This is a genomic window from Rhodococcus sp. IEGM 27 (genome assembly GCF_033142305.1).
In the GTDB taxonomy this organism is placed as follows: domain Bacteria; phylum Actinomycetota; class Actinomycetes; order Mycobacteriales; family Mycobacteriaceae; genus Rhodococcus_F; species Rhodococcus_F oxybenzonivorans.
The window spans coordinates 803,689-824,923 of the sequence record NZ_JAWLSG010000002.1 but is presented as its reverse complement, the minus strand read 5'-3'; the positions used below and the strand labels follow the sequence as shown (position 1 = coordinate 824,923).

24 protein-coding genes and 1 pseudogene are annotated in these 21,235 nt (G+C 66.8%); 9 read left to right on the top strand and 16 right to left on the bottom strand.

Features of this window, described 5'->3' with window-relative positions:
* Positions 1-23: 23 nt before the first annotated feature.
* The 4 genes from R4P95_RS10265 to R4P95_RS10250 all read left to right on the top strand — a co-directional run bounded on the left by R4P95_RS10265 (position 24) and on the right by R4P95_RS10250 (position 2,923).
* A complete protein-coding gene (locus tag R4P95_RS10265) occupies positions 24-1,370 on the top strand; it encodes a CoA transferase (protein ID WP_397517633.1) in 1,347 nt (448 codons plus the stop codon).
* A 61-nt stretch (positions 1,371-1,431) separates the two neighbouring features.
* A complete protein-coding gene (locus R4P95_RS10260; protein ID WP_317744943.1) occupies positions 1,432-1,602 on the top strand; it encodes a hypothetical protein in 171 nt (56 codons plus the stop codon).
* Complete coding sequence (locus R4P95_RS10255) at positions 1,599-2,636, top strand: nucleoside hydrolase (RefSeq protein ID WP_317744945.1); 1,038 nt, start codon at positions 1,599-1,601, stop codon at positions 2,634-2,636. The genes R4P95_RS10260 and R4P95_RS10255 overlap by 4 nt, the downstream gene beginning before the upstream one ends.
* 80 nt (positions 2,637-2,716) lie before the next feature.
* Positions 2,717-2,923 (top strand): hypothetical protein, encoded by a 207-nt coding sequence (locus tag R4P95_RS10250; RefSeq protein WP_317744947.1) that lies wholly within the window; start codon positions 2,717-2,719, stop codon positions 2,921-2,923.
* Here the strand turns inward: R4P95_RS10250 and R4P95_RS10245 are convergent.
* Genes R4P95_RS10245 through R4P95_RS10235 form a run of 3 tightly spaced genes read right to left on the bottom strand, consistent with a single transcriptional unit; the run spans position 2,889 to position 5,386 of the window.
* Positions 2,889-3,779, bottom strand: a complete 891-nt coding sequence (locus R4P95_RS10245; protein WP_213572044.1) for a metal ABC transporter permease — start codon at positions 3,777-3,779, stop codon at positions 2,889-2,891. The genes R4P95_RS10250 and R4P95_RS10245 overlap by 35 nt on opposite strands.
* A gap of 6 nt (positions 3,780-3,785) precedes the next feature.
* The gene (locus R4P95_RS10240; RefSeq protein ID WP_317744948.1) at positions 3,786-4,523 is read right to left on the bottom strand and encodes a metal ABC transporter ATP-binding protein; all 738 of its coding nucleotides are present in this window, start codon (positions 4,521-4,523) and stop codon (positions 3,786-3,788) included.
* Entirely contained in the window at positions 4,520-5,386 is an 867-nt protein-coding gene (locus R4P95_RS10235) for a metal ABC transporter substrate-binding protein (protein ID WP_317745126.1), read from the bottom strand. Before R4P95_RS10235 ends, R4P95_RS10240 begins: the two co-directional genes overlap by 4 nt.
* Positions 5,387-5,630: 244 nt before the next feature.
* Between R4P95_RS10235 and R4P95_RS10230 the strand changes: the two genes are divergently transcribed.
* Together R4P95_RS10230 and R4P95_RS10225 are read left to right on the top strand one after the other, a co-directional pair.
* Positions 5,631-6,140, top strand: coding sequence for a DUF6194 family protein (locus tag R4P95_RS10230; RefSeq protein ID WP_317744950.1), 510 nt, complete (start codon positions 5,631-5,633; stop codon positions 6,138-6,140).
* Between the two features lie 57 nt (positions 6,141-6,197).
* A complete protein-coding gene (locus R4P95_RS10225; RefSeq protein ID WP_317744952.1) occupies positions 6,198-6,959 on the top strand; it encodes a MerR family transcriptional regulator in 762 nt (253 codons plus the stop codon).
* 232 nt (positions 6,960-7,191) lie between these two features.
* Here R4P95_RS10225 and rox read toward each other — a convergent pair whose 3' ends face one another.
* Both rox and R4P95_RS10215 read right to left on the bottom strand, forming a co-directional pair.
* Positions 7,192-8,619, bottom strand: a complete 1,428-nt coding sequence (gene rox / locus R4P95_RS10220; protein WP_317744954.1) for a rifampin monooxygenase — start codon at positions 8,617-8,619, stop codon at positions 7,192-7,194.
* 233 nt (positions 8,620-8,852) lie between these two features.
* On the bottom strand, positions 8,853-9,131 hold the full coding sequence (locus R4P95_RS10215) for a LysR substrate-binding domain-containing protein (RefSeq protein ID WP_317769430.1): 279 nt from the start codon (positions 9,129-9,131) through the stop codon (positions 8,853-8,855).
* A gap of 27 nt (positions 9,132-9,158) precedes the next feature.
* Between R4P95_RS10215 and R4P95_RS10210 the strand changes: the two are divergent.
* Positions 9,159-9,323 (top strand): annotated as a pseudogene (locus tag R4P95_RS10210) (ABC transporter substrate-binding protein); the annotation flags it as partial.
* A gap of 32 nt (positions 9,324-9,355) precedes the next feature.
* Positions 9,356-9,517 (top strand): hypothetical protein, encoded by a 162-nt coding sequence (locus tag R4P95_RS10205; protein WP_249353736.1) that lies wholly within the window; start codon positions 9,356-9,358, stop codon positions 9,515-9,517.
* Between the two features lie 4 nt (positions 9,518-9,521).
* Here R4P95_RS10205 and R4P95_RS10200 read toward each other — a convergent pair whose 3' ends face one another.
* From R4P95_RS10200 to R4P95_RS10150, 11 genes are all read right to left on the bottom strand, one after another.
* The gene (locus R4P95_RS10200; RefSeq protein ID WP_317744955.1) at positions 9,522-10,916 is read right to left on the bottom strand and encodes an AMP-binding protein; all 1,395 of its coding nucleotides are present in this window, start codon (positions 10,914-10,916) and stop codon (positions 9,522-9,524) included.
* Positions 10,909-11,511 carry an energy-coupling factor transporter transmembrane protein EcfT gene (locus R4P95_RS10195; RefSeq protein ID WP_317744957.1) on the bottom strand — a complete coding sequence of 201 codons (603 nt, stop codon included), beginning with the start codon at positions 11,509-11,511 and terminating at the stop codon, positions 10,909-10,911. The genes R4P95_RS10200 and R4P95_RS10195 overlap by 8 nt, the downstream gene beginning before the upstream one ends.
* Positions 11,508-12,188 (bottom strand): energy-coupling factor ABC transporter ATP-binding protein, encoded by a 681-nt coding sequence (locus R4P95_RS10190; RefSeq protein ID WP_109330116.1) that lies wholly within the window; start codon positions 12,186-12,188, stop codon positions 11,508-11,510. The genes R4P95_RS10195 and R4P95_RS10190 overlap by 4 nt, the downstream gene beginning before the upstream one ends.
* Positions 12,185-13,312: a thiolase family protein gene (locus R4P95_RS10185; protein ID WP_317744959.1), complete on the bottom strand. Its 1,128-nt coding sequence runs from the start codon at positions 13,310-13,312 to the stop codon at positions 12,185-12,187. Before R4P95_RS10185 ends, R4P95_RS10190 begins: the two co-directional genes overlap by 4 nt.
* Positions 13,309-14,430, bottom strand: a complete 1,122-nt coding sequence (locus R4P95_RS10180) for an AMP-binding enzyme (protein ID WP_317744961.1) — start codon at positions 14,428-14,430, stop codon at positions 13,309-13,311. Before R4P95_RS10180 ends, R4P95_RS10185 begins: the two co-directional genes overlap by 4 nt.
* Positions 14,427-15,011, bottom strand: coding sequence for a biotin transporter BioY (locus tag R4P95_RS10175; RefSeq protein ID WP_213572035.1), 585 nt, complete (start codon positions 15,009-15,011; stop codon positions 14,427-14,429). The genes R4P95_RS10180 and R4P95_RS10175 overlap by 4 nt, the downstream gene beginning before the upstream one ends.
* A gap of 211 nt (positions 15,012-15,222) precedes the next feature.
* On the bottom strand, positions 15,223-15,585 hold the full coding sequence (locus tag R4P95_RS10170; RefSeq protein ID WP_109335112.1) for a cupin domain-containing protein: 363 nt from the start codon (positions 15,583-15,585) through the stop codon (positions 15,223-15,225).
* A gap of 199 nt (positions 15,586-15,784) precedes the next feature.
* Positions 15,785-17,167 (bottom strand): hypothetical protein, encoded by a 1,383-nt coding sequence (locus R4P95_RS10165; RefSeq protein WP_317744963.1) that lies wholly within the window; start codon positions 17,165-17,167, stop codon positions 15,785-15,787.
* Between the two features lie 12 nt (positions 17,168-17,179).
* The gene (locus tag R4P95_RS10160) at positions 17,180-18,523 is read right to left on the bottom strand and encodes a TIGR03118 family protein (protein ID WP_317744964.1); all 1,344 of its coding nucleotides are present in this window, start codon (positions 18,521-18,523) and stop codon (positions 17,180-17,182) included.
* A 109-nt stretch (positions 18,524-18,632) separates the two neighbouring features.
* On the bottom strand, positions 18,633-19,340 hold the full coding sequence (locus R4P95_RS10155) for a hypothetical protein (protein WP_317744965.1): 708 nt from the start codon (positions 19,338-19,340) through the stop codon (positions 18,633-18,635).
* 429 nt (positions 19,341-19,769) lie between these two features.
* Positions 19,770-20,048 carry a hypothetical protein gene (locus R4P95_RS10150; RefSeq protein WP_317744966.1) on the bottom strand — a complete coding sequence of 93 codons (279 nt, stop codon included), beginning with the start codon at positions 20,046-20,048 and terminating at the stop codon, positions 19,770-19,772.
* 772 nt (positions 20,049-20,820) lie between these two features.
* Between R4P95_RS10150 and R4P95_RS10145 the strand changes: the two genes are divergently transcribed.
* Complete coding sequence (locus tag R4P95_RS10145) at positions 20,821-21,066, top strand: hypothetical protein (RefSeq protein WP_317744968.1); 246 nt, start codon at positions 20,821-20,823, stop codon at positions 21,064-21,066.
* The last annotated feature ends 169 nt before the right edge of the window (positions 21,067-21,235 follow it).

Here is a 21,235-nt window from a genome sequence, read left to right as displayed (position 1 = left end):
CCGTTCGAGGCTGAGGGGGTTCGGTGACCGGGTTCCCAGGACTGCTGGCCGAGTACGAGCGCAGTGTCGGTGTTCAGCCCGCCTCTCACCGCATCGAGTGCCCCGACCCGGGCGCCTTCCTCGCCGCTCGGCTTCCCGTCTTCGCCCTGGCGGCGGGGTCGCTCGCGGCCGTCGCCACTGCCGTCGACAGATTCCGGGTGTCCTGCGGGTGGGGTCCGCGGTCGTGGCGGCTCGACCCCGAGCGGATCGCAGCAGCGTTCTCCAGCGACCGGCTGTTGCGGGTGGCGGGCGCACCGGTGTCCGGGTTCGCTGAGTTGTCCGGCTTCTTTGCTGTCTCCGACGGCTGGGTGCGTACCCACGCCAACTATCCGCACCACCGTCGCCGGCTTCTCGGGGCGATCGATCTCGCCGAGGATGCCGGCCGGGAGGCGGTAGCCGACCGGCTCCGCGAATTCACCGCGGCCGAGGTCGAGGAACGGGCGTTCGCCGCGCAGGCCGTGGCGTCGGCCGTCCGCACGCAGGAAGAGTGGGCGGCCACCCCGCAGGGTGCGGCCGCGGCGTCGGGTGACCTGGTCCCCACCCTCGTACATCCCGGTCATTCGCCGGGGTCGCGGCGGTCGGGGCAGGCCTCCGCGACGACACCGCTGAGCGGGATCACGGTTCTCGATCTGACCCGGGTGATCGCCGGCCCCGTCGCCACCCGCACGCTCGCGCTCCTGGGCGCCGAGGTCCTGCGCATCGACCCGCCGTTTCTCCCCGAGATCGCCGTCCAGCACCTCGACACCGGGCAGGGTAAACGGTCGACGCTGCTCGATGTGACGTCGGTGGCGGGCCGCAGGCGGTGGAAGGAGCTTCTTTCCGACGCGGATGTGGTCGTCACCGGCTACCGTCCGGGCGCCCTCGACACCCTCCTCGATCGCGCACCCGCACAGGTGGTGCGGGGCAGGGTGAGTGCGTGGGGCCGCACCGGCCCCTGGGCGGGTAGGCGGGGCTTCGACAGCATCGTCCAGGCCGCATCGGGTATCTCGCTCGTCGAGGGTGGGCACGCCCCCCGCGCGCTGCCCGCACAGGCTCTCGATCACGCCAGTGGATACCTGCTTGCCGCCGGCATCGTCGACGCGCTGACCGCGCACCGATCCGACGGCTGCGGCCGGACCGTCGACGTCTCCCTCGCGCGCACTGGTTCGTGGTTGCTGAGTGCACCCGGCCGGTCCACCGACCCGCCGGCCGCCGCCGTTCCCGGACCGAACTCCTTGGTGTCACACGGGACTTCGGTCACCAGCCGCCCGGCACTGGCCGAGTACGACGACTACCCTTTCCCTGCCCGCCCGTGGGGCGAAGATCCAGCGGTGTGGGCAGCAACCACCTGACCGGTCCCCTGGAGACAGACCACGATCCACGCGCACGGTCCTCGCCGTGCACTATGGACGCGTGAAGACACATCGCTACTCCCTGGCTGTCACCTGGACGGGCAACCGGGGGTCGGGGACTATCGGGCCGAGCAGCTACGACCGCGATCGCTGGGCCCATGCCCACTGCTTCATCGCGCGGTCGGTCAACTTCCCGGTCAGCCACCGCCCCACCGTCCGCGTCGCCGGATGAGCGCCCCCACGCAGCGCCTGATCGTCGACGTCGACACCGGCATCGACGATTCGCTGGCCCTTCTGTATCTGCTGGCCAGCCCGGAAGCGGAGATCCTCGGGATCGCCAGCACCGCCGGGAACGTGCCCGTCGAGCAGGTCGCAGCCAACAATCTGAACTGGCTCGGGCTGTGCCGTGCACCCGACATCGAAGTGGCCCTCGGTGCGCGGGTGCCGCTCGACTGCCCGTTGCGGACCACCGAGGACACGCACGGGCCGCAGGGCATCGGGTACGCCGTCCTCCCCGACTCCGGCCGGTCCCTGTCGGAGCGGGACGCGACCACGATGTGGGTCGAACTCGTCCGCGAGCATCCCGGTGAGGTCACCGGACTCGTCACCGGGCCGCTGACCAATCTGGCGTTGGCGATCCGCGCGGAGCCCGAACTTCCCCGGCTGCTGCACCGGCTGGTGGTGATGGGCGGCGCCTACAACCATCCGGGCAACACCACCCCCACCACCGAATGGAACGTCTCCGTCGACCCCGAGGCCGCGAAGGAGGTGTTCGACGCGTTCTCCGGGCTCCCGGAGGGCCGGCGTCCCATTCTCTGCGGGCTCGACATCACCGAGACCATCGAAATGACACCGGATCATGTTCGCCGTCTCGCCGAAGCGGCGGGAAGTGTTCCCGCCGAGGTCATCTCACCGGAGGATGCACCGCACATCCGGTCACGTACCAGCAACCCGGTGATCCGTCACCTGTCGGACGCCATCCGGTTCTACATGGATTTTCACCGTAGCCACAACCAGGGCTTCATCGCGCACATGCACGACCCGTTCGCTGCGGCGGTGGCGTTGAACCCAGACCTCGCCCGGACACGTCCGGCCACCGTCGACGTCGAACTCCATGGGACCCTCACCAGGGGCACCACGGTCGCCGACTGGGTCGGCCACTGGAACCGGGAACCCAACGCGGACATCGCGGTGAGCACCGACCCGGCCACGTTCTTCGACGACCTCATCGACCGGGTCGGCCGCTACGCCAAATCGGTCGGCTGACGCCGACGGCCGCGTCTGTGCCGCCAGAAAGGGGGTGCGCGCCGGACCGCGGGCGCGCAGACTGGTAGCAGGAGGTCATCATGCGCTTACTCAATGGCCTGCTCGGCGTGGTGACGGCGATTCTCACGGCCCTGCTCGGCACAGTCCTGGGAATCCTCGCGGCCGTAGTGTGGCTCGTCGGTGGGGTGCTCTGCGTGACGGTGATTCTGCTGCCGCTCGGGATCCCCGTCCTGAAGCTCGGCCGCCGACTGTTCACTCTTGCCGGGCAGCTGATGCATCTTCCCTGAGCGACCGCCGCCGCGACGCGGTGATTCTGCGACCGATGACGCCCTGACGAGGCGCGAAAAGGTACGCCACGGCGAAAGCCGCACCCTGGGACAGCACGACCATGCCGCCGCTGGCAGTGTCGAGGTGATAGCTCAGATACAGCCCTGTGACCGCGCAGACGGCCGAGATCGCGGGTGCGATGATCAGCATGCGGTGGAAGCTGTCGGTAAGCAGGTAGGCCGTGGATCCGGGGATGATGAGCATGGCCACCACGAGAATCACACCCACCGCCTGCAAGGCCACCACAGCGGTGAGCGCGAGTAATCCCAGGAGCGCGGCCCCCAGCAGCCGGGGATTGAGACCGATGGCGTGGGCGTGGGTGCGGTCGAAGGCGTAGAGCGTGAAGTCGCGGCGTTTGACGATCAGAGCGACGAAGACGACGGCCCCGAGGATCGCGATCTGAACGAGATCGGAGCGGCTGACGCCCAGCAGGTTGCCGAAGATGATGTGGTTGAGGTCGGTTTGGCTCGGAGTCACCGAAACCAGGACCAGGCCGAGGGCGAACAAGGTGGAGAACACGATTCCGATCGCGGCGTCTTCCTTGACACGACTGGTGTCGCGGACCACCCCGATCAGTGCCACCGCGAGGAATCCGAAGATCACTGCGCCGAGGGCGAAGGGGGCGCCGACGATGTAGGCGAGGACGACGCCGGGCAGGACGGCGTGCGAGACGGCATCGCCCATCAGCGACCAACCGATCAGCACCAGCCAGCACGACAACACCGCGCATACCACCGACGCGATCAGGGTGGTCATCAGTGCGCGGACCATGAAGTCGTAACGCAGCGGGTCGACGAAGAAGTCGATCACGTTCATGGGGTGTCAGGTCCTTGTCATCACGTCGAGGCCGAAGGCCGACGCCAGGTTCACCGGTTGCAGAACGAGCGTCGGGTCGCCGTGCGCGAGCACCGTGCGCATCAGCAGGATCGCCTCGTCCGCCAGCGCCGGCAGCGCGTGCAGGTCATGGGTGGAGACGAGGATGGCCGCACCTGCACCGGCGAGTTCCCGCAGCAACGTGGTGATGGTGGCTTCGGAGCGTTTGTCGACCCCGGCGAACGGTTCGTCCAACAGCAGGATCGTTGCCTCTTGGGCGATTCCCCGGGCCACGAAAGTACGTTTCTTCTGGCCGCCGGACAATTGCCCGATCTGCCGGTCCGCCAAGTCGGTGAGTTCCACGCGTTCGAGGGCGTGGTCGACGGCCGAACGATCAGCTTTCCCGGGCCGCCGGGTCAGGCCCATGCGACCGTAGCGGCCGGTCATCACGACATCTCGCACGGACAGCGGAAAGGCCCAGTCCACCTCCTCGCTCTGCGGAACATAACCTAGGACACCGGTTTTGCGCGCGGCGGCCGGGGCCTGGCCGTTGATGCGGACCGTGCCGGTATCGGGTTTGACCGTTCCCATGATCGTTTTGAACAGTGTGGATTTGCCGGAGCCGTTCATCCCGACCAGGCCGCACACCCGTCCTGCCTGCAGGGAGAGGGAGACCCGGTCGAGGGCGAGAACGTCACCGTAGTGGACGGTGACGTCCTGCACCTCGACGGCCGGCTGGGGAGTCACTGCGGTTGTCCGTTCAAAGCGGACGTGAGGGTCTCGGCGTCGTGCCGGATCAAATCGAGGTAGGTCGGCACGGGTCCGTCCTGCTCCGACAGCGAATCGACGTAGAGGGTTCCGCCGAAAGCGGCGTCGGTGGCTTCCACCACGCGTTGCATCGGCGCATCCGACACCGTCGACTCACAGAACACCGCGGGTACCCGGTTCTGCTTGACGAACTCGATCGTCGACGCGATCTGCTGGGGGGTGGCCTGCTGTTCGGCATTGACCGGCCAGATGTACTTCTCGGTCAACCCCGCATCGCGCGCAAGATACGAAAACGCTCCTTCGCACGTGACCAGCGCCCGTTCATTGACCGGCAACGCGCTCAACTCGGCGACCAATTCGTCCTGCACCTGCTGCAGTCGGGCCTTGTAGGCATCACCGTTGGTGCGATAGTCGCTCGCGTGTTCAGGATCGAGGTCGCTGAACGCGGTGACCATGTTGTCGACGTAAATCTTCACATTCAGTGGTGACATCCACGCGTGCGGATTCGGTTTGCCCGCGTAGGCATCTTCGCCGATGCCGATCGGCTCGACCCCGTCGCTGACGACCACATGCTCGACATCCAGTCCCTCGACGAATTGGGCGAACCAGGCCTCCAGATTCATCCCGTTGTCGAGGATCAGGTCGGCCTCGGCCGCCTTCCTGATATCGCCCGGTGTCGGCTCGTAACCGTGAATTTCCGTGCCCGATTTGGTGAGCGACTCCACCGTCAGGTGCTCCCCCCCGACGTTCTCCGCGATATCGGCGAGAACGGTGAAGGTGGTCAGCACCACCGGTTTGCCGTCGGCGGGCCCGGCCGCACCCTCGGCGCACCCGGACAGCATCAGCGTTGCGGCGAGCGCTGCCAGTATCGCCGCGACCGTGGTTGCCCGTCGCCGCCTGCCCACCCCGAGGTCCGTTGTTTTCACAGTCGAATCATAATGTTCGGTCATCCGAAACTACAAGTGTGGCTCATCCCGCCGCGGAAGGTACGCGGCGGAGCGCCGATCGTCACTGCGCCGAGCCGCGCACCGTGAGCGGTCCCGAGATGTTGCACCTGGCGTAGCGTGAGGTTTTACGGTTGCCTGCATGACCGCGAACGACCCGGAAACATCAGCTCTCACGCAGGAACACATCATTGCGGTGGCTCTCGAACTGCCTGGGGTCACGGTGGTGACGGCCAGTGAAGAGGGCGGCGCTCCACGGAGTTCCTGGGGAGACACCTTCTTCTCATACAATCCTGATGACGACCCGCCGGCGGAGCAGCGTTTCCCGTTCGCCACCATCGTGACGAACGACGTCGAGGGGTGGGACACCTCCTCGAACTTGAACCGGCAGGGCATATTTCGTCTCAATGTCTCGGTCGGCCGGGACCGCTTCCGCGAACTACTCGGCTTCTCACCGGCCGAACATGCGCAGCGCAGCAGCGGCATCGATTACAGCGCACCGGACCGACTGCTCCCCCACCCGAACTACGCAGCCCAATCGTGGGTATCGATCCTGAACCCGGGAGTGGCGACGGCGCACTCCGTGCCAGGGTTACTTGCCCTCGCGCACGGCCGAGCGAGGGCGCGACACTCACGGCGAAGCGCACGATGAACGCCGTCTTCCCTCCGAGTTCGCCCCCGCCGCGCCGCGACGATGGATGATCGCGAGATGGACGGGTACACAGTCGGGCAACTGGCGGCGCTGTCGGGCATTTCCGTCCGTACCCTCCATCATTACGACAGCATCGGCCTGCTGAAGCCGCACGGGCGCAGCGCGGCCAACCACCGCGTGTACTCCCCCGACGACGTGCAGCGTTTGCGGCACATACTCTTCTATCGAGAGCTGCAGTTCGGGCTCGACGAGATCGCCGACATGTTGGCCGAGCCCCACGCCCGCGTCGACGATCACCTCCGCCGACAGCACCGTCTCCTGCGGCAGCGTCAGGCACGCACCGAGGAATTGCTCGACGCCATCGGAAAGGAAATGCGCGCTCGCCACATGGGGGTGGCACTGTCCCCGGAAGAGCAGCTCGCCATCTTCAGCACCGACAGTTTCGGTGAACGACTGCGCGAGGCCGAGCAGCGGTGGGCCGAGTCGAATCGGAACCAGGAACTACCGTGGCGAGTCGTCGCCTACACCAAGGACGACTGGGTGGCGATCAAGGCAGACGCAGATGCCAACATCCAGGAATTCGTCGACGCAATAGCCGCGGGTGAGCCGGCCACCGGCGCAGTCGCGATGCAGGCGGCCGAAAACCACCGTGCCCACATCGCACGGTGGTTCTTCGACTGCACCCACCGACAGCACCGGGACGTGGCCGCGCTCTACCTTTCCGACCCGGCGGCGGCCGCGCACTGGAACGAGATGGCACCCGGGTTCGCGCACTACGTTCACGACGCGATACTGGCGAACGCCGACCGCTCCGGCTGACGACCCGACGACCACCGGACTTTTCGGTTGGTCAGGAACCGTTGACCAGTAGGTCGAGGATCCATACCAACCACGGAATCCCACCTTCGATCGGCAACTCCCACATCGTCGACACCCCCTGCTCGCATCCACTATTCGGACGTCGCCATTGTGCACGACTGCGCGACGTGTGCCCGCCGAAGCGCTCACAACCTGACTCGAACGGGCGTGTCGGACGCGAGGAATTCGGCACTCAGCCGGCGGCAGCGCCGAACCACTGGGGCAACTGACTGAGCAGCTCCTGCTCATCATCGCCTGCCCACGCCACGTGGCCGTCCGGCCGCAGCAGCACGGCGGGCACGTCGAGTTCCTCGCTGACATCGACGACGTGGTCGACCCGGTCGGCCCAGCCGGCCACCGAGAGCCGGCCCGTCTGGTCGAGGAGGAGTCCGCGGCCGCCGTGCATGAGCGCGTAGAGGCGCCCCCGCGTCAGCTGAATGTCCCGCAACCGCCGGCCGAGCAGTGGGTGCCCCTCGCCGAAGTCGTAGCGAACCCCGATCGCGGTGACCTTCTCGGTCAGGTACCGGTTCACGTCGTCGATGTCCATCAGTTCCGACAGCAACCTGTGAACGGCCCGCGGACCCGGCTCGGTGGACATCAGTTCCGACTGCACGCGGGTGTTGTTCAGCACGTCGGCGGCTACCGAGTGCCGCTCGCTCTGGTAGCTGTCCAGCAGCCCCTGCGGAGCCCAGCCGCCCACCTCGGCGGCCAGCTTCCAACCCAGATTGAACGCGTCCTGGACGCCGAGGTTGAGACCCTGCCCGCCCAGCGGTGGGTGGACGTGCGCCGCGTCGCCGGCCAGCAGTACCCGGCCGACCCGATAGCGTTCGGCCAGCCGGGTGGCATCACCGAAGCGGGACAGCCACCGCGGTGAATGCACACCGAAGTCGGTGCCGGCGAACACGCGGAGCTGTTGCTTGAATTCCTCGAGGGTCGGCGGGACCGTCCGGTCTTCGGCCACCCCCTCGGCGGGCACGACGACGCGGTACACCCCGTCCCCGGTGGGACCGGCGCCGAAATTCTTGTGGGTCTTGCGGACCTCGGCGACCACGGCGTCCAGTGCCTCCGGCGGAGCGGTGACCTCCATTTCGCCCAGCAGCGACTCGACCCTCGTAGGCTCGCCGGGGAAGCCGACCCCGAGCAGCTTGCGCACCGTGCTGCGGCCGCCGTCGCAGCCGACGAGGTAGCGCGAGCGCATCTGCGTACCGTCGGCCAGCTCGATGGTCACCCGGTGCTCGTCCTGGCTCAGCCCGACCAGTTCGCTGCCGCGGCGGATCGGGGTGCCGAGTTCCGTGGCGTGTTCGGTCAGCAGGCGTTCGGTGACGGGCTGCGGGATGCCCAGGACATACGGATGTGCGGTGTCGAGCCGGTCGGGTTGCGGCTTGGTGATGCCGGCGAAGAAGCCGCTGAGCGGATACTGCTTGCCGTGCGCGAGAAACCGTTCCAGCAGACCGCGCTGATCCATCACCTCGATGCTGCGCACATGCAGGCCGAGCGACCGAACATCTCTGGTCGGCTCCTCCTCCTTCTCCAGCACGAGCACGTGTACGCCCTGCAGCCGCAACTCGCAGGCCAGCATCAACCCGGTCGGGCCGCCCCCGACAATGATGACGTCGAACATGACACTCCCCCATTTCGCCACAGTGGTTTCGAAGCCGGCCGCTCCGCTCGTGCACACAAGTGCACACCCTTCACGATTTCCGCAGGTCGCGGCTTCGACCGGAGATTCTGCAGCACTACCCGGGTCTTGCCACAAGGCCCCCTGTGCGTTATATGTTGGAAGTGGCAAGGAGTGAACTACTCCTTGCCGTTCTCATGTGTACAGCCGGTGCGGATGCCGGACGTCGAGTCAGGTCATACGTCGGCGAGAAGCATGGTCACGAAACTGCGGGAACTCGCTGTTTGGGGTCGACCGGCGACCTGGACGAGTGAAATGGTGCGTTCGACCGTCGGCTGCAGCGGTATGTGGACGAGACCGGCGAACGAGATCATGGGAAGTACGAGTTCGGGTACGGCTGTGACGCCGAGCCCGGCCGCCGCCAATCCCGCTACCGCGCCGATGTTCTGCGCCTGCATGACAGGTCCCAGTTCGATGCGTGCGTCCTCGACGGCCCGGCGGACGGGCGCCGCGATGCTGCTCTCGGGTCCGAACGCGATTAACGGCTCAGTTATGCGGGACCACGCGCCTACCCCCGTGCCCAGCTTGCCGCGGACATCGTCACCGAACGTCTCGTCGAGGTACACGGTTTCGCCGAGGGCTCCGTCTCCGTCGAATACATCGGCGCCGGTGCTGCTTTCCGCGGACTCGACACGGACACCACTGCCCACACCCGAGGACGTCGTCGCCGCCCACTACGGTGAGCTGGTCACCGGACCGGCCCGGCGCACCTGTCAGCCGAAACCTCATGGCGATGGTGTTCGAGTTGCCCGGCGTCCTCGGCCGCGGGGTCACGGGCTCACCGGCGCTCGCCGGACACGGCAAGACGCTGGGCTACCACCTGTTGAACCTTGAAATCTGAACGGCTACGCGGGATTCCGGTTCCGAGAGGCCGCCAGGGTGGCGGCGAGCGCCCGCCGATCGAGCTTGCCGCGCGGTGTGCGCGGCAAACTGTCGACCGCGAGAACCTGAACCGGCATGCTGGGGCTGGGTAACGTGGCGCGCAGATGCCGCCAGATCTCGGTGGAACTCGGCCCGTTGCCGTCCACCACGATCGCGGCGGCCGGCGCCTCGCCCATCCGGCTGTCCGGTACTCCGATGCACGCAGCCTCCGAGATCCCGGGAAGCGCGGTCAACGCCGCCTCGATCGCCGCGGGTTCCACATTGAGTCCCGCCCGGATCACCGTGTCGCTGTCCCGGCCGAACAACTGCAGGCTGTTGCCCGCCACCCGGCCTCGGTCCCCCACCGTCATCCACCCGTCGGCGGGGCCGTTCACCACGCCGTCTTCGGTGAGGTAGCCGTCGAACAGCATGTCGCTGCGCACGTGAACGAGGCCCTCGCGAATTTCGGCGTCGACGCCGTCGAACAGTTCGCCTGCCGCATGCTCGTCGGAGGCGCCGAGACCCCGGTCGAACGATACGAAGCTCAGTTCGGAGGCGCCGTAGAAGTGCACGAGCGATGCGTTGGGCAGCACCTCCTGCAATGCCTGACGCCCGGTGCGCGGCCACCGGGCCGCCGACGACAGCACCTCACGGACACTGCCGACAGGGCCGATCCCCGACCGCACTACATCCCAGGCGATGGTGGGTACCGAATACAGATGTGTCGCCGCGTCGCGCAGCGAGTGCGCGACCGGTCGCAGATCCACCGTCGCCCCGCGAGTGAGCCCGTGCAGCGCGCCGTACAGGAAATGGGTGTGGTCGAGGACTCCGGGCACCGCCACACGATCCCCGCGACCGATGTCGAAGGTCGCGTCCGAGCGGTCGAGGGTGGTGGCCCACGATCGCTGGTTGCGCACGAACAGCTTCGGCTCACCGGTGGTGCCGGACGTGATGCCGACCAGCAGTTCGGTGTCGGGACGCGCCCGGTCCGCGGCGCCGTCGGATTCGAGGCTCTCCGCCGTCTCGACGGTCCCGTCGAATCCCAGTCTCCGCAACCTGGCGTGCTGGTGCGACGCGGCCACCACGGCACCGGGTTTCGAAAGCTCGAGCACCCGCGTCAGCTGCGCGGGCAGGAGGTGTCGGTGCAACAGCACGACGCTGACTCCCGCGTGCATCGCCGCCGTCACTGCAACTAGCGACCCCACATCCGACGTCGGCAGCACCGCCACCCGGTTCATGCCGTCGAGCCCGGCGGCGGTGCGCGTGACCCGCGACCAGAACCGACCGTAGTCGACGGTCTCGCGTGCGGACACGACCGCTGTCGTCTCCGGGTTCTCGGCTGCCCGCCTGGCGACACGCTCGGCGAGCAGTTCAGTCATCGTCGACTCCCCGTGCGACGAGGGCGTCGCCCATCGCATCCGCGGTCCGGAGTGCACGCACCAGAACCGGTGTGGCCAGCGCTGTCATCGACCATTGCAACCCGCGTGCCTTCCGCGCCTGCGCCACCTCCTGCACGATCCCCGTCAGCAGCGGGATACACCGGATCGCCAACGCGAGCAGGAGCCCGATCCGGTCCGGGTCGACCCCGAACCTCCGCAACGGCCCGAGTGCGCGCGACACCGTGTCGAGCATATCTGTGACCCGGGTGGTGAGCGTGACCAACGCGGCGAGCGCCACCGAGATCAGCAGCACCCCGCACACGACGACCGCCCGCGCGGGCGACGTGATCAGCACCTGAAAGATGGCAATGATCACCAACATCCACACCACCGGACGCAACTGCGCCACGGCGACCCGCCACGGAATGGAGGCCACCGCGAACAGCAAACCCACCACCAGGACGACGACGCCGACCTCGAGCGGGGTGCGCACGAACACTGTGGCCGTGACGATCGACGCGATCAACAGCAGCAGTTTCAGCCCTGCGGGCATCCTGTGCAGGAGTGAGTCGCCCGGGCGGTACAGACCGATCATTCGACCAACTGCCGATACGCGGGGACGGCGTCGTCCGGGCTGCCGTCGAATGCGACGAGACCGTCGTCGATGACGATGACCCGTTCGAAACTCTCCAGCAGCGCCAGTTGGTGGGTCACGACGATCACCTGCTGGTCCATCGAATCGAGTGCTTCGGAGACGACGCGCGCGTTCCGCAGATCCAGCAGCGTCGTCGGCTCGTCGGCGATGACCACCTCGGGCCTGCGGATGAGGACGGCGCCGATGGCGAGCAGCTGCTTCTGACCCCCGGAGAGCAGGTGCGCGGGGTGGTCGGCGTGCTGGTCGAGCCGGAACCGCACCAGGATTTCCTCGACGCGGCCGGCGATCTCCTGTTTGCTCAGACCGGAGCGGCGCAGCGAGAACGCCAAGTCCTCGGACACCGTGGGCATGACGATCTGAGTGTCGGGGTCGGTGAACACGAACCCGACCTTGCGGCGCACCTGGGCGCCCTTTTTGGCGGCGTCGACACCGTCGACCGTGACGGTGCCGGAGGTGGGCTTCAGCAACCCGTTGATCATCCGTGCCAGCGTCGACTTGCCGGAACCGTTGGAACCGATGATGCCGACCCGGCGCTCGGAGAAACGCAGGTCGACGCCGCGCAGCACCGGGCGGTCCCCGAAGGCGTGGGTCACCGAATCGAAGACGATCTCACTCACGACACACGCTCCACGAGCATCGCGATGCCCTGCCCGCCGCCGATGGCGCAGGCCGCGAGCCCGAGCGCGGGTCCGTCCTCGCGCAGCATCTGACTTGCCAAGCGCACCAACAGGATCGCACCTGACGCGCCCCACGGATGTCCCATGGCGATGGCGCCGCCCTGAGGGCAGATCACCGACTCGTCCAGGCCGAGTTCGTCCGACACCGCCAGCACCACCGATGCGAAGGCCTCGGTGATCTCGACGATGCCCAGATCCGCCACATCATATCCGATTCTCTTCAGGAGTTTGCGGATCGCGGGAACCGGTCCGAGTCCGGGCAGCGCCGGGTCCGATCCCGCGACGGCGGATCCGAGGATTCGCAGGGCAGGCAGTCCGGCGGCCAGGGACTCGGTCGTCACCGCCAGCACGGCGGCGCCGTCCGAGATGCCGCAGGAGTTGCCCGCCGTGGCCGTTCCGCCGGGACTGAAACTGGGGCGCAGCCGCGCGAGCCTGGTCTCGGTCATGCCTGCGCGAATACGCTGGTCCCGCACGATGTCACCGATCGGGACGATTTCCGCGGAGAAGTCGGCGGCGGCCGCAAGCGTGTGGGAACGCGCCGCGTACGCGTCCTGCCGTTCACGGCTGATGCCGCGAATCCGCGCGAGATCGTCGGCAGCGACGCCCATGTCGGGGTCGGGAAAGCCGTGCGGCGCAAAGGGAGCACGGGTGTAGCGCACCGGATCGGCGCCCGACACCGGCGGCCAGAACCGCCACGGCGCCGTGCTCGCCGATTCGACGCCTCCCGCCAGGATCAGCTCGTCGGCGCCGCTGCGCACACGGAGCGCTGCCTGCATCACCGCGTCGAGGCCGGAACCGCATTGCCGGTCGACGGTAACTCCGGGAACTTCCACACCCATCCCCGCCTGCAGCACCGCGACCCGCGCCGGGTCACCGCCCGGCCCGAGGCAGTTGCCGAGGACGACATCGTCGACCTCGGCATCGATGCCCGACGCCCGCAGCGCCGCCAGAACCTCGCGGAGCACCGGGGCCGCCAGGTCCGTGGTGGTCAGATCGGCGAACCCGTGCCCGGCATTGCCGATCGGCGTCCGACGCGGCGCCACCAGAACAGGGACAGAGCTCATGCCAGCCAGTCTCTCACTCGACCTCGGGCGACCTTGCCACTGGCGGTCCGCGGCATCGACTCGATCGGCACCCAGCGGCGGGGTAGCGCTTCCTTCGTCAGCGTGCGGCGCGCGCGGGAACGGATCTCCCCGATCTCCGCGGTGCCGTCGAGTTCCACCACGGCGGTGACGGTCTCGCCGAGCACCGAATGCGGCGATCCGACGACGGCGGCCGCGGCGACACCGTCGAGCGTCTCGAGGATGCGCTCGACATCCTCGGCGACCACCGTGGTGCCGCCGACGTTGATCGCGGATTCGCCCCGGCCGCGCACTGTCAGCTCACCGTTGTCGCCGAGTTCGGCCAGATCACCGACGCCGAACCACTCCGGGACTCCGATCACGCTGTACGGCGACCGGACATACAGCAGACCGTCGCGGATGTCGGCGTCGACGCCGTCCAGCAGCCGGAGAGGTTCGGGCACCCGGCGCGCCGCAACAAGGGACAGTTCCGCGGCGCCGTAGTACTCGACGATGTCGATGCCGTCCGCCACCGCGCGGGCGCCGTCGTCCAGGGCGGTGCCGGCGACGATCGCCGTGCGGAGTTTCGGCGCCTTCCGGACCACGTCCCGCAGGACGGCGGGGACAGCGTGCACCACCGTCGCCCGGGACGGGTCGTCGGTGACGCACGCACCTCGCCATAGTGCGTGCACTGCGCCGAACAGGTGCATCGTGGCGTGCAACGGGCCGGTGATCAGCACATGGTCGGTCGCGTCGATGCCGGTGATCGCGGTAAACGCCGGAAAGCTGTCAAACCAGGATGCCGCGGTGCGCGCGAGCGGACGCGGCCTGCCGGTGGACCCGGACGTCGCGACCAGCAGAAAAGCGGACGGTGGAATAACCGAGCGGTCCGGACGCGCCTCGGGGTCCTCGACGATCACCGCACTCCCCTGCCGCGCCGCCGCGCACACGCAGATCAGCGCATCCGGGACCGGCAGCGTCGACGCGTCGTAGGCAGGCGTACCCGGGCCGTGCTCGAGGATCCATCGGTCGATGGCACCGTCGAGTTCGGCGTAGGTGTAGGTGCGGTCCTGGAAGTCGAGAGCTGGCTGATCGCCGGAGCCGCCGAGTTCAAAACTCACGTACGGATGAGGCCGGGGTATGCGCGATGCACGCTCTTGGCGACCACGGTCGCGACGACGACCTTGAGCAGGTCACCGGGGACGAAGGCGAAGTTGGTGGTGATCGCGGCGCCGACACCCAGATCGGTGCGGAGCAGGAGTCCGACGGTGCCGAAGACGTAGATGACGACGATCCCACCGAGGGCGTTGATCAGAAGGCCGAGCGCGATCGGATACTTCGGAAGGATCCGGGCGGTGAGCAGGCCGATAACCAGCGTCGCGGGAATCCAGCCGACGAGGTATCCGGCGCTGGGGCCCGCGAGTGCGGTCAGTCCGGTGCGGCCACCGGAGAGCAGGGGCAGGCCGATCAGGGTCAGTGCGATGAAGACCGCGACGGCGGCTGTGCCCTTGCGCGCGCCGAGCACCGCGCCGGCGAGGATGACACCGAGTGTCTGCAGTGTGATCGGCACTCCGCTGAAGCCGACCGTGATGGCGCCGGGCAGTCCCAGAGCCGCGATCAGCGCGGCGAACACCGCGATCTGCGCCATGTCGCGCGCTGAAATACCCAGCCTCGACACCCGAGTACTTCCGACATCCGTCATGACGACTCCTCCAGCTGAACTTGAACGACGTTCAAGGTAGCAGGTCGGCGCGGAGAACGATGCGGCCGGCTCCCCCGACCCGGTTCGGCGTACGCCCGGCGCACGCGTCGTCCACTGGCGGGCCCTCTCAGCCGATGACGTCGGCGATGTCGCCGCCTACGTGTACCCGCCTTCCCTGAGGACCGTCATCACGGACAAGCGGCGCTGTCGGCTACCGCTTGGCGTAATCGGCGACGCCGGTCCAGTCGATGAACACGCAGGGCTCATCGCCGAGGATCCACGCGTCGTGACCTGGCGGGCAGACCATGAGATCGCCGGGGCCGAACTCCATGTCCTCGCCGTCGTCCATGACGATCTTCATGCGACCCGAGATGACATAACCCATGTGAGCCGCTTGACAGCTGTCTGTCTTTGCTATCGGTTTGACGTGCTTGGACCACTGCCAGCCGGGCTGGAAGGTGGCCCTACCCACAGCGCCGGAAGGGACGTTGACGAGTTCGAGTTTGCCCTTGTCATCCTCGAAGGGGCGGGTTTCCTCGGGTGAATCGAGACTCTTACGGATGAGACCGGACATCATTGTCCTCCCACGTCGTTGTGGCGGCACCCGCGATGCGACGGACCTTCGCCCTGGCAAACGCAGGGAACCATAGGTGAAGCAGAATTCCTGGCACTTCCAATTCTGAGCGGCGATCGGGGTTCACCGCAATATCGAGCGGCGGCGTCCGCCCGGAGCAGCCCTATGCCTCCGCCTTCTCGCATACGCCGAGTGGGTGTCAGGGGGTCGACGGTGCCGCGGTCGCGGCATCCGGTTCGCTCTCGTCGGTGGGGCTGGGTTCCGGTGTTTCCGGTGCTGCGGTCGGATCGGGTTCGGGCTGTTGCGTGGTCGGATCGGGGTCGACCGGCTGCTCTGGATGCGGTGCCGGCTTCGGGCCGAACGATGATTCAGGCGCTGGCGGTCTCGGCGGTGCCGCCGCCGTGGTGCTGGTCGTGCTGTCGGAGTCAGGGTGGTGGGTGTCTGCAGAGGCAGCAAGGGCGGCGGGGACTACCGCGACCGGTGCGCGGACGATGATCGGGACGACCGCCGCGAATCCCTGTTCCGGCAGCACGGATTCCTCCACTGCGGCAGGAGGGGATGGTGCGTCGCGGGTCATGCGCCGGGGCGGCACGTGCGGTCGTGCACTCTGCTCGACCAACCGTACGCCGAGACCGGGTGCGCCACTGGTCGCGGTGGTGATGACCGGATCTGGTTCCGATCCCCGGGTGAACAACGGCATAGCGAGCACGACGGCAGCTGCGACCGAGGCGATCGCTACCCGCCGGGGCCACGGGTTCCGGAGGCTCGTCGCTGCGGGAACATCGTCCATGGACGACGCCGCTGCGAGAGCGGCCGCCCCCCGAGCGGCCATGCTGCCAGGCTCGGGACAGGAGAGGATCGGCCTACCGAACTGCGAAAGTGACTGCATCACTGTGGGATCGGCGGCCGACTCGCCGGACACGACGATGACGTCGAGGTCGTCGCAGGTCACTTCGGCCATGGATAGACAGTCGGCGACGAGTTCTAGGGTCGGAATTTGGTCATTGGTGACGGGTGGTGTCGCACAATGCTCGTCGAACCGCAGCGGACGCCCGACGATGGGGTCGGACCTCCACGCCGTGCCGATCGCCACGACGGTGAGGTCCAGGCTGCCGGCGTCGACGTTGCAGACAAGGGCGAGACCGTCACCGAGTGGGCCGCGTTCGAACTCGAGGCACGCAACGGCGGCGACGGGTTCGGCGACCAGTCCGACTCGGCCCAGCCCGGCACGGTCCAACGCTGTTCGAATCGTGTTCCTGGCGCTTCGAGGGTGCGCCGCCGCAGTGGTGAGCACAATGGGGACGTCCTCCGGCGGATTCGCCTCGGCCACGAGGCAGTAGGCGGCGGCGGCAATCAGATCCTCCCCCGTGTAGCGGTAGCCGTCTCCTGCAACGAGCACCTCGCCGGGGCGGTGCGCGAACTCCACTACCACCCCCTCGCCAGGATCGTCACCCAGTCGCACCGTCGACTGGATACCGAACGTCAAGGTGGAGCGACGCGACACCGTCGACGTGCCGTCTTCGCTCAGGCTCACTGCGATAGCCCGTGCAGACCCGATGCTCAGTCCGAGGCCTCGTGTCATGGTCCAGACCGTTCAGTTCGCAGCGCGCAGGCGGCCGAAGATACCGTCCCGCTCGTCCGCCGGTCCGGCCGTGTAGTACAGCGAGTCGCTGTCGCCGAGACTCTCACCGTTTCCGAACAGCAACCCCCACAGCCCCTCGATGCCGAGAACCGTACCGGCCTCGTCGCGGACGTAGTCGACGAACGCACCGGTGGCATCGTCGAAGGCGGCGATGTGGCCGGCACCGCCGAAGTTGCCGACGAGAATCGTGCCGCCGAGATCACCGAAGTCGGCGGGTGCGAGGGCGATTCCCCACGGCGCATTGAGGCGCCCACCGTCGTCGAGAACACGCACGAGGGTGCCGGCCGCATCGAACTCGGCGACCTTGCCCCGATCGGGCCGGTCACCGGACGCGGCTTCTTGCTCAGCGTCGAGCGAATCTTCCTCGCCCGCATCGAATTCTGTTGCGTCGGGCGATCCCTCGGCGGACTTGGTCACTGCATAGGTGACGAAAACGCGGTCACCGAGAGCAACGATGTTGAACGGCGCCGGATCGCCGGGGCGTGCATGCCTTCCCCGGCCCGGGTCGGCTGGGTCGATCAGCTCTCCCGTGGCGAAAGGATTCGCGAACCCTTCGGTCACGACCGGATGCCAAGTCTTGTCGAACTGCCGGATCTGCGGGTCGACCCCGAAATCGGCCGCCCACAGGGTGTCGTCGCGGCCCGGGGCGAGGGCCAGACCGAAGAAGTTCATGCCCTGCGGCTCGCCGTTGAACATTTCCAGCGCGGGTCCGTCGTGCCGAACGATCCGGCCGTCGGCGCCCTGCTCGGTCCAAGCCGAGAGACGACCGGAATCGGTCGCGAACAGAAACCGTGACGACCCCGCCAACATCTGCTGGTGGCCGTCCACCTCGACGGGCTGGCCAGAGACGACGAAGCTGTCAGAGGTCGAGGGCGCGGGATTGAACACGACACCGGTGGTCTTCCCGCCACCGGCGTCGGAGGTGTCGGAGTCTGCGCCGGGGACGGTGACCTTCCGCAATTCGTCTTGATGCAACGTGCGCAGCGCCGGGACGGGTGAGGCTGTCACATCACCCACGAACTCGAACGAGGCGCCGCCGGCGCCGACCCAGAAGTGCCCGCCGGCGCCCTGGGGGCGGATCGCGAGACCCCACGCGTTGACCATGTCATCGAGCACGAGGGGCGCACCGTGCGAGTCGGCATTCGCAGCCAACGTCGCCGTGGTGTACCGGTTTTCGTGTCCGGATTGTGCCGCCACGTCCGCTGATTGCGCCGGAGCGCAGGCAGTCGCCGAGGCTATCGCCGTGACGAGCAGTGCGGCGCAAACCACCCCGCTACGGAAGGAGGACGTGGTCATCAAGTGGTGCCTTTCTTACAAGGGGGTGAGCGGAAAGAGCAATCGAGCGGTAAGTGGGGCTGATCAGTGGAGGTGCTGATCAGTGAGAGTGGGATCAGTGAGAGTGGGATCAGTGTTCGGCGTTCCAGAAACCGATCCAGACGGCGCCCCACCAGCAGACCTGCGAAATCATCGCCGTCGCCGCGCCCCACACGGTCAGCTGCGGGGGTAGGTGCGGGGCGTTGCTGTGCGCAATGCGGCGACTCAGAATCAGCGCCTGCAGGCCGTTGACGGTCAGCACCAACACCAGGACGACTTTCGTCTGGGTGAGCGCAGAGTTCAGGTTCGGTTCGAGGAACGCTCCGCTGCCGATGAGACCGGCGAGACCGACCCAGATCGGCAGGTGCAGTCGTTCCGCGCCCCGGATGGCTTCGGCGAGCGTGGATCGGCCAGAAATCCACACCAGCACCAGATAGTCGGCGATCAGGACCCCGCCGAACCCCAGCACGAGCGATGCGAGGTGGACGAACAACGCCGCAGTGTGGAGGACTGGGTCGACGTCGATATGCGTGGAGACCCACACCGACGCGGCCACCACCGCCGACGCGACTACCGCGGCTGCGCCCACGATCGCCCACGAATCGTGCAGTACCAGCGGTTTCGCCGGCTCGCCCGGCGGAATCGGCAGCAGGCGCTTGCGTGCGCGCGGGGGCATGCCGTGCAGCGGTCCCCAAGAGACAGTGTCGGTGCGGAGCCGTCGGGGGGCGATCGGGGTGACCGGTGAGATCACGGTGGGTGACTCGGCCTCGTCGGCCGGGTCGTAGGAGGTGGTGTACATCGGGATCCGGTTCTGGTGAGAAGTTACGCAACAGCGCCCGCGCATCGCTGGGTGCGGTTGTCGGCGCTCGCTGCCCCGGACGCCAATCCGTGATGGGAAGGTCTGTCAGGAGATTCCTGTCAGACCTCGCAAAGCTCGGGCGCTGCAGTGGCAAAGACGATCAGACTGCCGACGAAAGGGCCCGGTCGCAGGTGTGGTAGCGCCGCCTTCGAGAAACGGTATTCCGATGTGGCCACGCGACTCCTCCCGACCGGTTCGCAGGTGTAGCTAAGGCTGCCCTTTGTTTGTGGGAGCTAAGTAGAAATCTTCGGCTCGCCGAAGTCAATCAGTTGTGGCACCTGTCACACCAGTCATGATGTGCAGTGCGACGTGCTGAATAGCGTCAATCCGTCGGATTCCGACGGCTGTCGGCGTGATGTGCCAGAAGTTTTATCCCACGATCAGCAGCATCCCGACGGCCGCGACCACGAGAACAGAGCCAGTGATGCAGACCGCAAATGCCCGTACCGCGACTCGGTGCCAGTCCCGAACGCGGTCGACCACCTCGATGGTCAGTAGCGGGGGCTTCGAGCGTGCAGTCGCAGTCTCGACGCCGTCCGGCCCGTGCCTGCGTCGAGAGATCGCATCCGCGGTGACCGCGGCAGCAAGAGACACAGCGACCACGAACAGCGTGGCCTCGAGGACCGCGATCACCCAAAACATGTTCATACCGAACTCGACCTTCCTCGTATTCGGGCGCCCGTCACAGTCGGCGATTTCGGAGCCAATCGGTCGGCCCACCATTTTTGTGGGTCGTTCCGTTTACGTGAGATATCGCTCGAGCAATGGAGTACCAGTATCCGTCGACGCGAGGGTCTGAGGCCGACGGTCGACGACTTTGGGTTGCTTCGATAAATTGATCAGTTGTCCAAATCCATTCCGCCCTTGCATCCCATTGATATGGGCGTTTGTTCAGTACGCGGCTATTCCAATCCTCGAGCTACGCACGCAATGTCTAGGGCACACGAGTTTCGGCGCCCCGGAGACTCCGAGGCGCCGAAACGCTCGGGTACGTTCGATATCCCTGGTCAGCCCACGCCGATGTCGATCCCGAGCGCGATGCTCAGGAACTTGAGGAACGCGTCGATAGCCACACTGAAGTCAATTCCCGCAGAACCCATATCGGGTCACCTCTTTCTGTTGAACGTTGTTCTCTGTGGATCCCCAACCTATTGCTTCTATCGCCATCAGCAGTCCCGGACGTTTCACCTTTCGGCAAATACATTCGAAGTAATTTTCTTGAACACTCGCCCAGATTTACTGGACGTCCGACTAGCTGAATGCGCGCAAATACGCGGTTCCGGAAACAGTGAATATGTGTTTGATCTCGTGTCTACAGGGAAATTCGAGAATGTCATGCGACTGGGAACGCCCCGATGGAAACTTCGGGGTCGTTACTCGCTCGCCCAGAGTCGGCAATGTGCGAGACCAGGTGGGCACGATGAAGAAGATGGCAGTGCCGACGACTGTGGCGTCGGCCGTGATCGCTCCGGCGATGGTATTCGGGGCGGGTACCGCCACCGCAGTACCGACCTGTTTCGGGTTCGACTCAGCCTTCAATTTCAAGACCGGTGGGTTCGGGGCGGGACTCGGAAAGCTCAGCGGTTTCGCGAAAGGCAATGCCACCGTGTTCTGCTTCGGTAATGCGGCGCCGTTCTTCTTCACCGGGAGCGTGATGGTCAAGTAACCCAGCACACTGCACCGTACGTTGATGGCCGGAGTTTGGTGATTCCGGCCATCAACGAGATCGGTCCGGGCCAGCACCGACGAGGCAGTCTGCTCGATATCTCCCCTTTGCGAGTGCCCCTCGTCGAGGTGTCGTGCCACGAGGTTCCTCGAGTAGGGTGCAAGACACT

Excerpts from the sequence above, each read along its gene's own strand:
- R4P95_RS10150 (WP_317744966.1), bottom strand. The coding sequence starts at position 20,048 with ATGAACATGTTTTGGGTGATCGCGGTCCTCGAGGCCACGCTGTTCGTG.
- R4P95_RS10145 (WP_317744968.1), top strand. The coding sequence starts at position 20,821 with ATGAAGAAGATGGCAGTGCCGACGACTGTGGCGTCGGCCGTGATCGCT.
- R4P95_RS10200 (WP_317744955.1), bottom strand. The coding sequence starts at position 10,916 with ATGACTGAACTGCTCGCCGAGCGTGTCGCCAGGCGGGCAGCCGAGAAC.
- R4P95_RS10165 (WP_317744963.1), bottom strand. The coding sequence starts at position 17,167 with ATGACACGAGGCCTCGGACTGAGCATCGGGTCTGCACGGGCTATCGCA.
- R4P95_RS10155 (WP_317744965.1), bottom strand. The coding sequence starts at position 19,340 with ATGTACACCACCTCCTACGACCCGGCCGACGAGGCCGAGTCACCCACC.
- R4P95_RS10235 (WP_317745126.1), bottom strand. The coding sequence starts at position 5,386 with ATGCTGTCCGGGTGCGCCGAGGGTGCGGCCGGGCCCGCCGACGGCAAA.
- R4P95_RS10160 (WP_317744964.1), bottom strand. The coding sequence starts at position 18,523 with ATGACCACGTCCTCCTTCCGTAGCGGGGTGGTTTGCGCCGCACTGCTC.
- R4P95_RS10195 (WP_317744957.1), bottom strand. The coding sequence starts at position 11,511 with ATGATCGGTCTGTACCGCCCGGGCGACTCACTCCTGCACAGGATGCCC.
- R4P95_RS10185 (WP_317744959.1), bottom strand. The coding sequence starts at position 13,312 with ATGAGCTCTGTCCCTGTTCTGGTGGCGCCGCGTCGGACGCCGATCGGC.
- R4P95_RS10230 (WP_317744950.1), top strand. The coding sequence starts at position 5,631 with ATGACCGCGAACGACCCGGAAACATCAGCTCTCACGCAGGAACACATC.
- rox (WP_317744954.1), bottom strand. The coding sequence starts at position 8,619 with ATGTTCGACGTCATCATTGTCGGGGGCGGCCCGACCGGGTTGATGCTG.
- R4P95_RS10245 (WP_213572044.1), bottom strand. The coding sequence starts at position 3,779 with ATGAACGTGATCGACTTCTTCGTCGACCCGCTGCGTTACGACTTCATG.
- R4P95_RS10250 (WP_317744947.1), top strand. The coding sequence starts at position 2,717 with ATGCGCTTACTCAATGGCCTGCTCGGCGTGGTGACGGCGATTCTCACG.
- R4P95_RS10175 (WP_213572035.1), bottom strand. The coding sequence starts at position 15,011 with ATGACGGATGTCGGAAGTACTCGGGTGTCGAGGCTGGGTATTTCAGCG.
- R4P95_RS10170 (WP_109335112.1), bottom strand. The coding sequence starts at position 15,585 with ATGTCCGGTCTCATCCGTAAGAGTCTCGATTCACCCGAGGAAACCCGC.
- R4P95_RS10225 (WP_317744952.1), top strand. The coding sequence starts at position 6,198 with ATGGACGGGTACACAGTCGGGCAACTGGCGGCGCTGTCGGGCATTTCC.
- R4P95_RS10255 (WP_317744945.1), top strand. The coding sequence starts at position 1,599 with ATGAGCGCCCCCACGCAGCGCCTGATCGTCGACGTCGACACCGGCATC.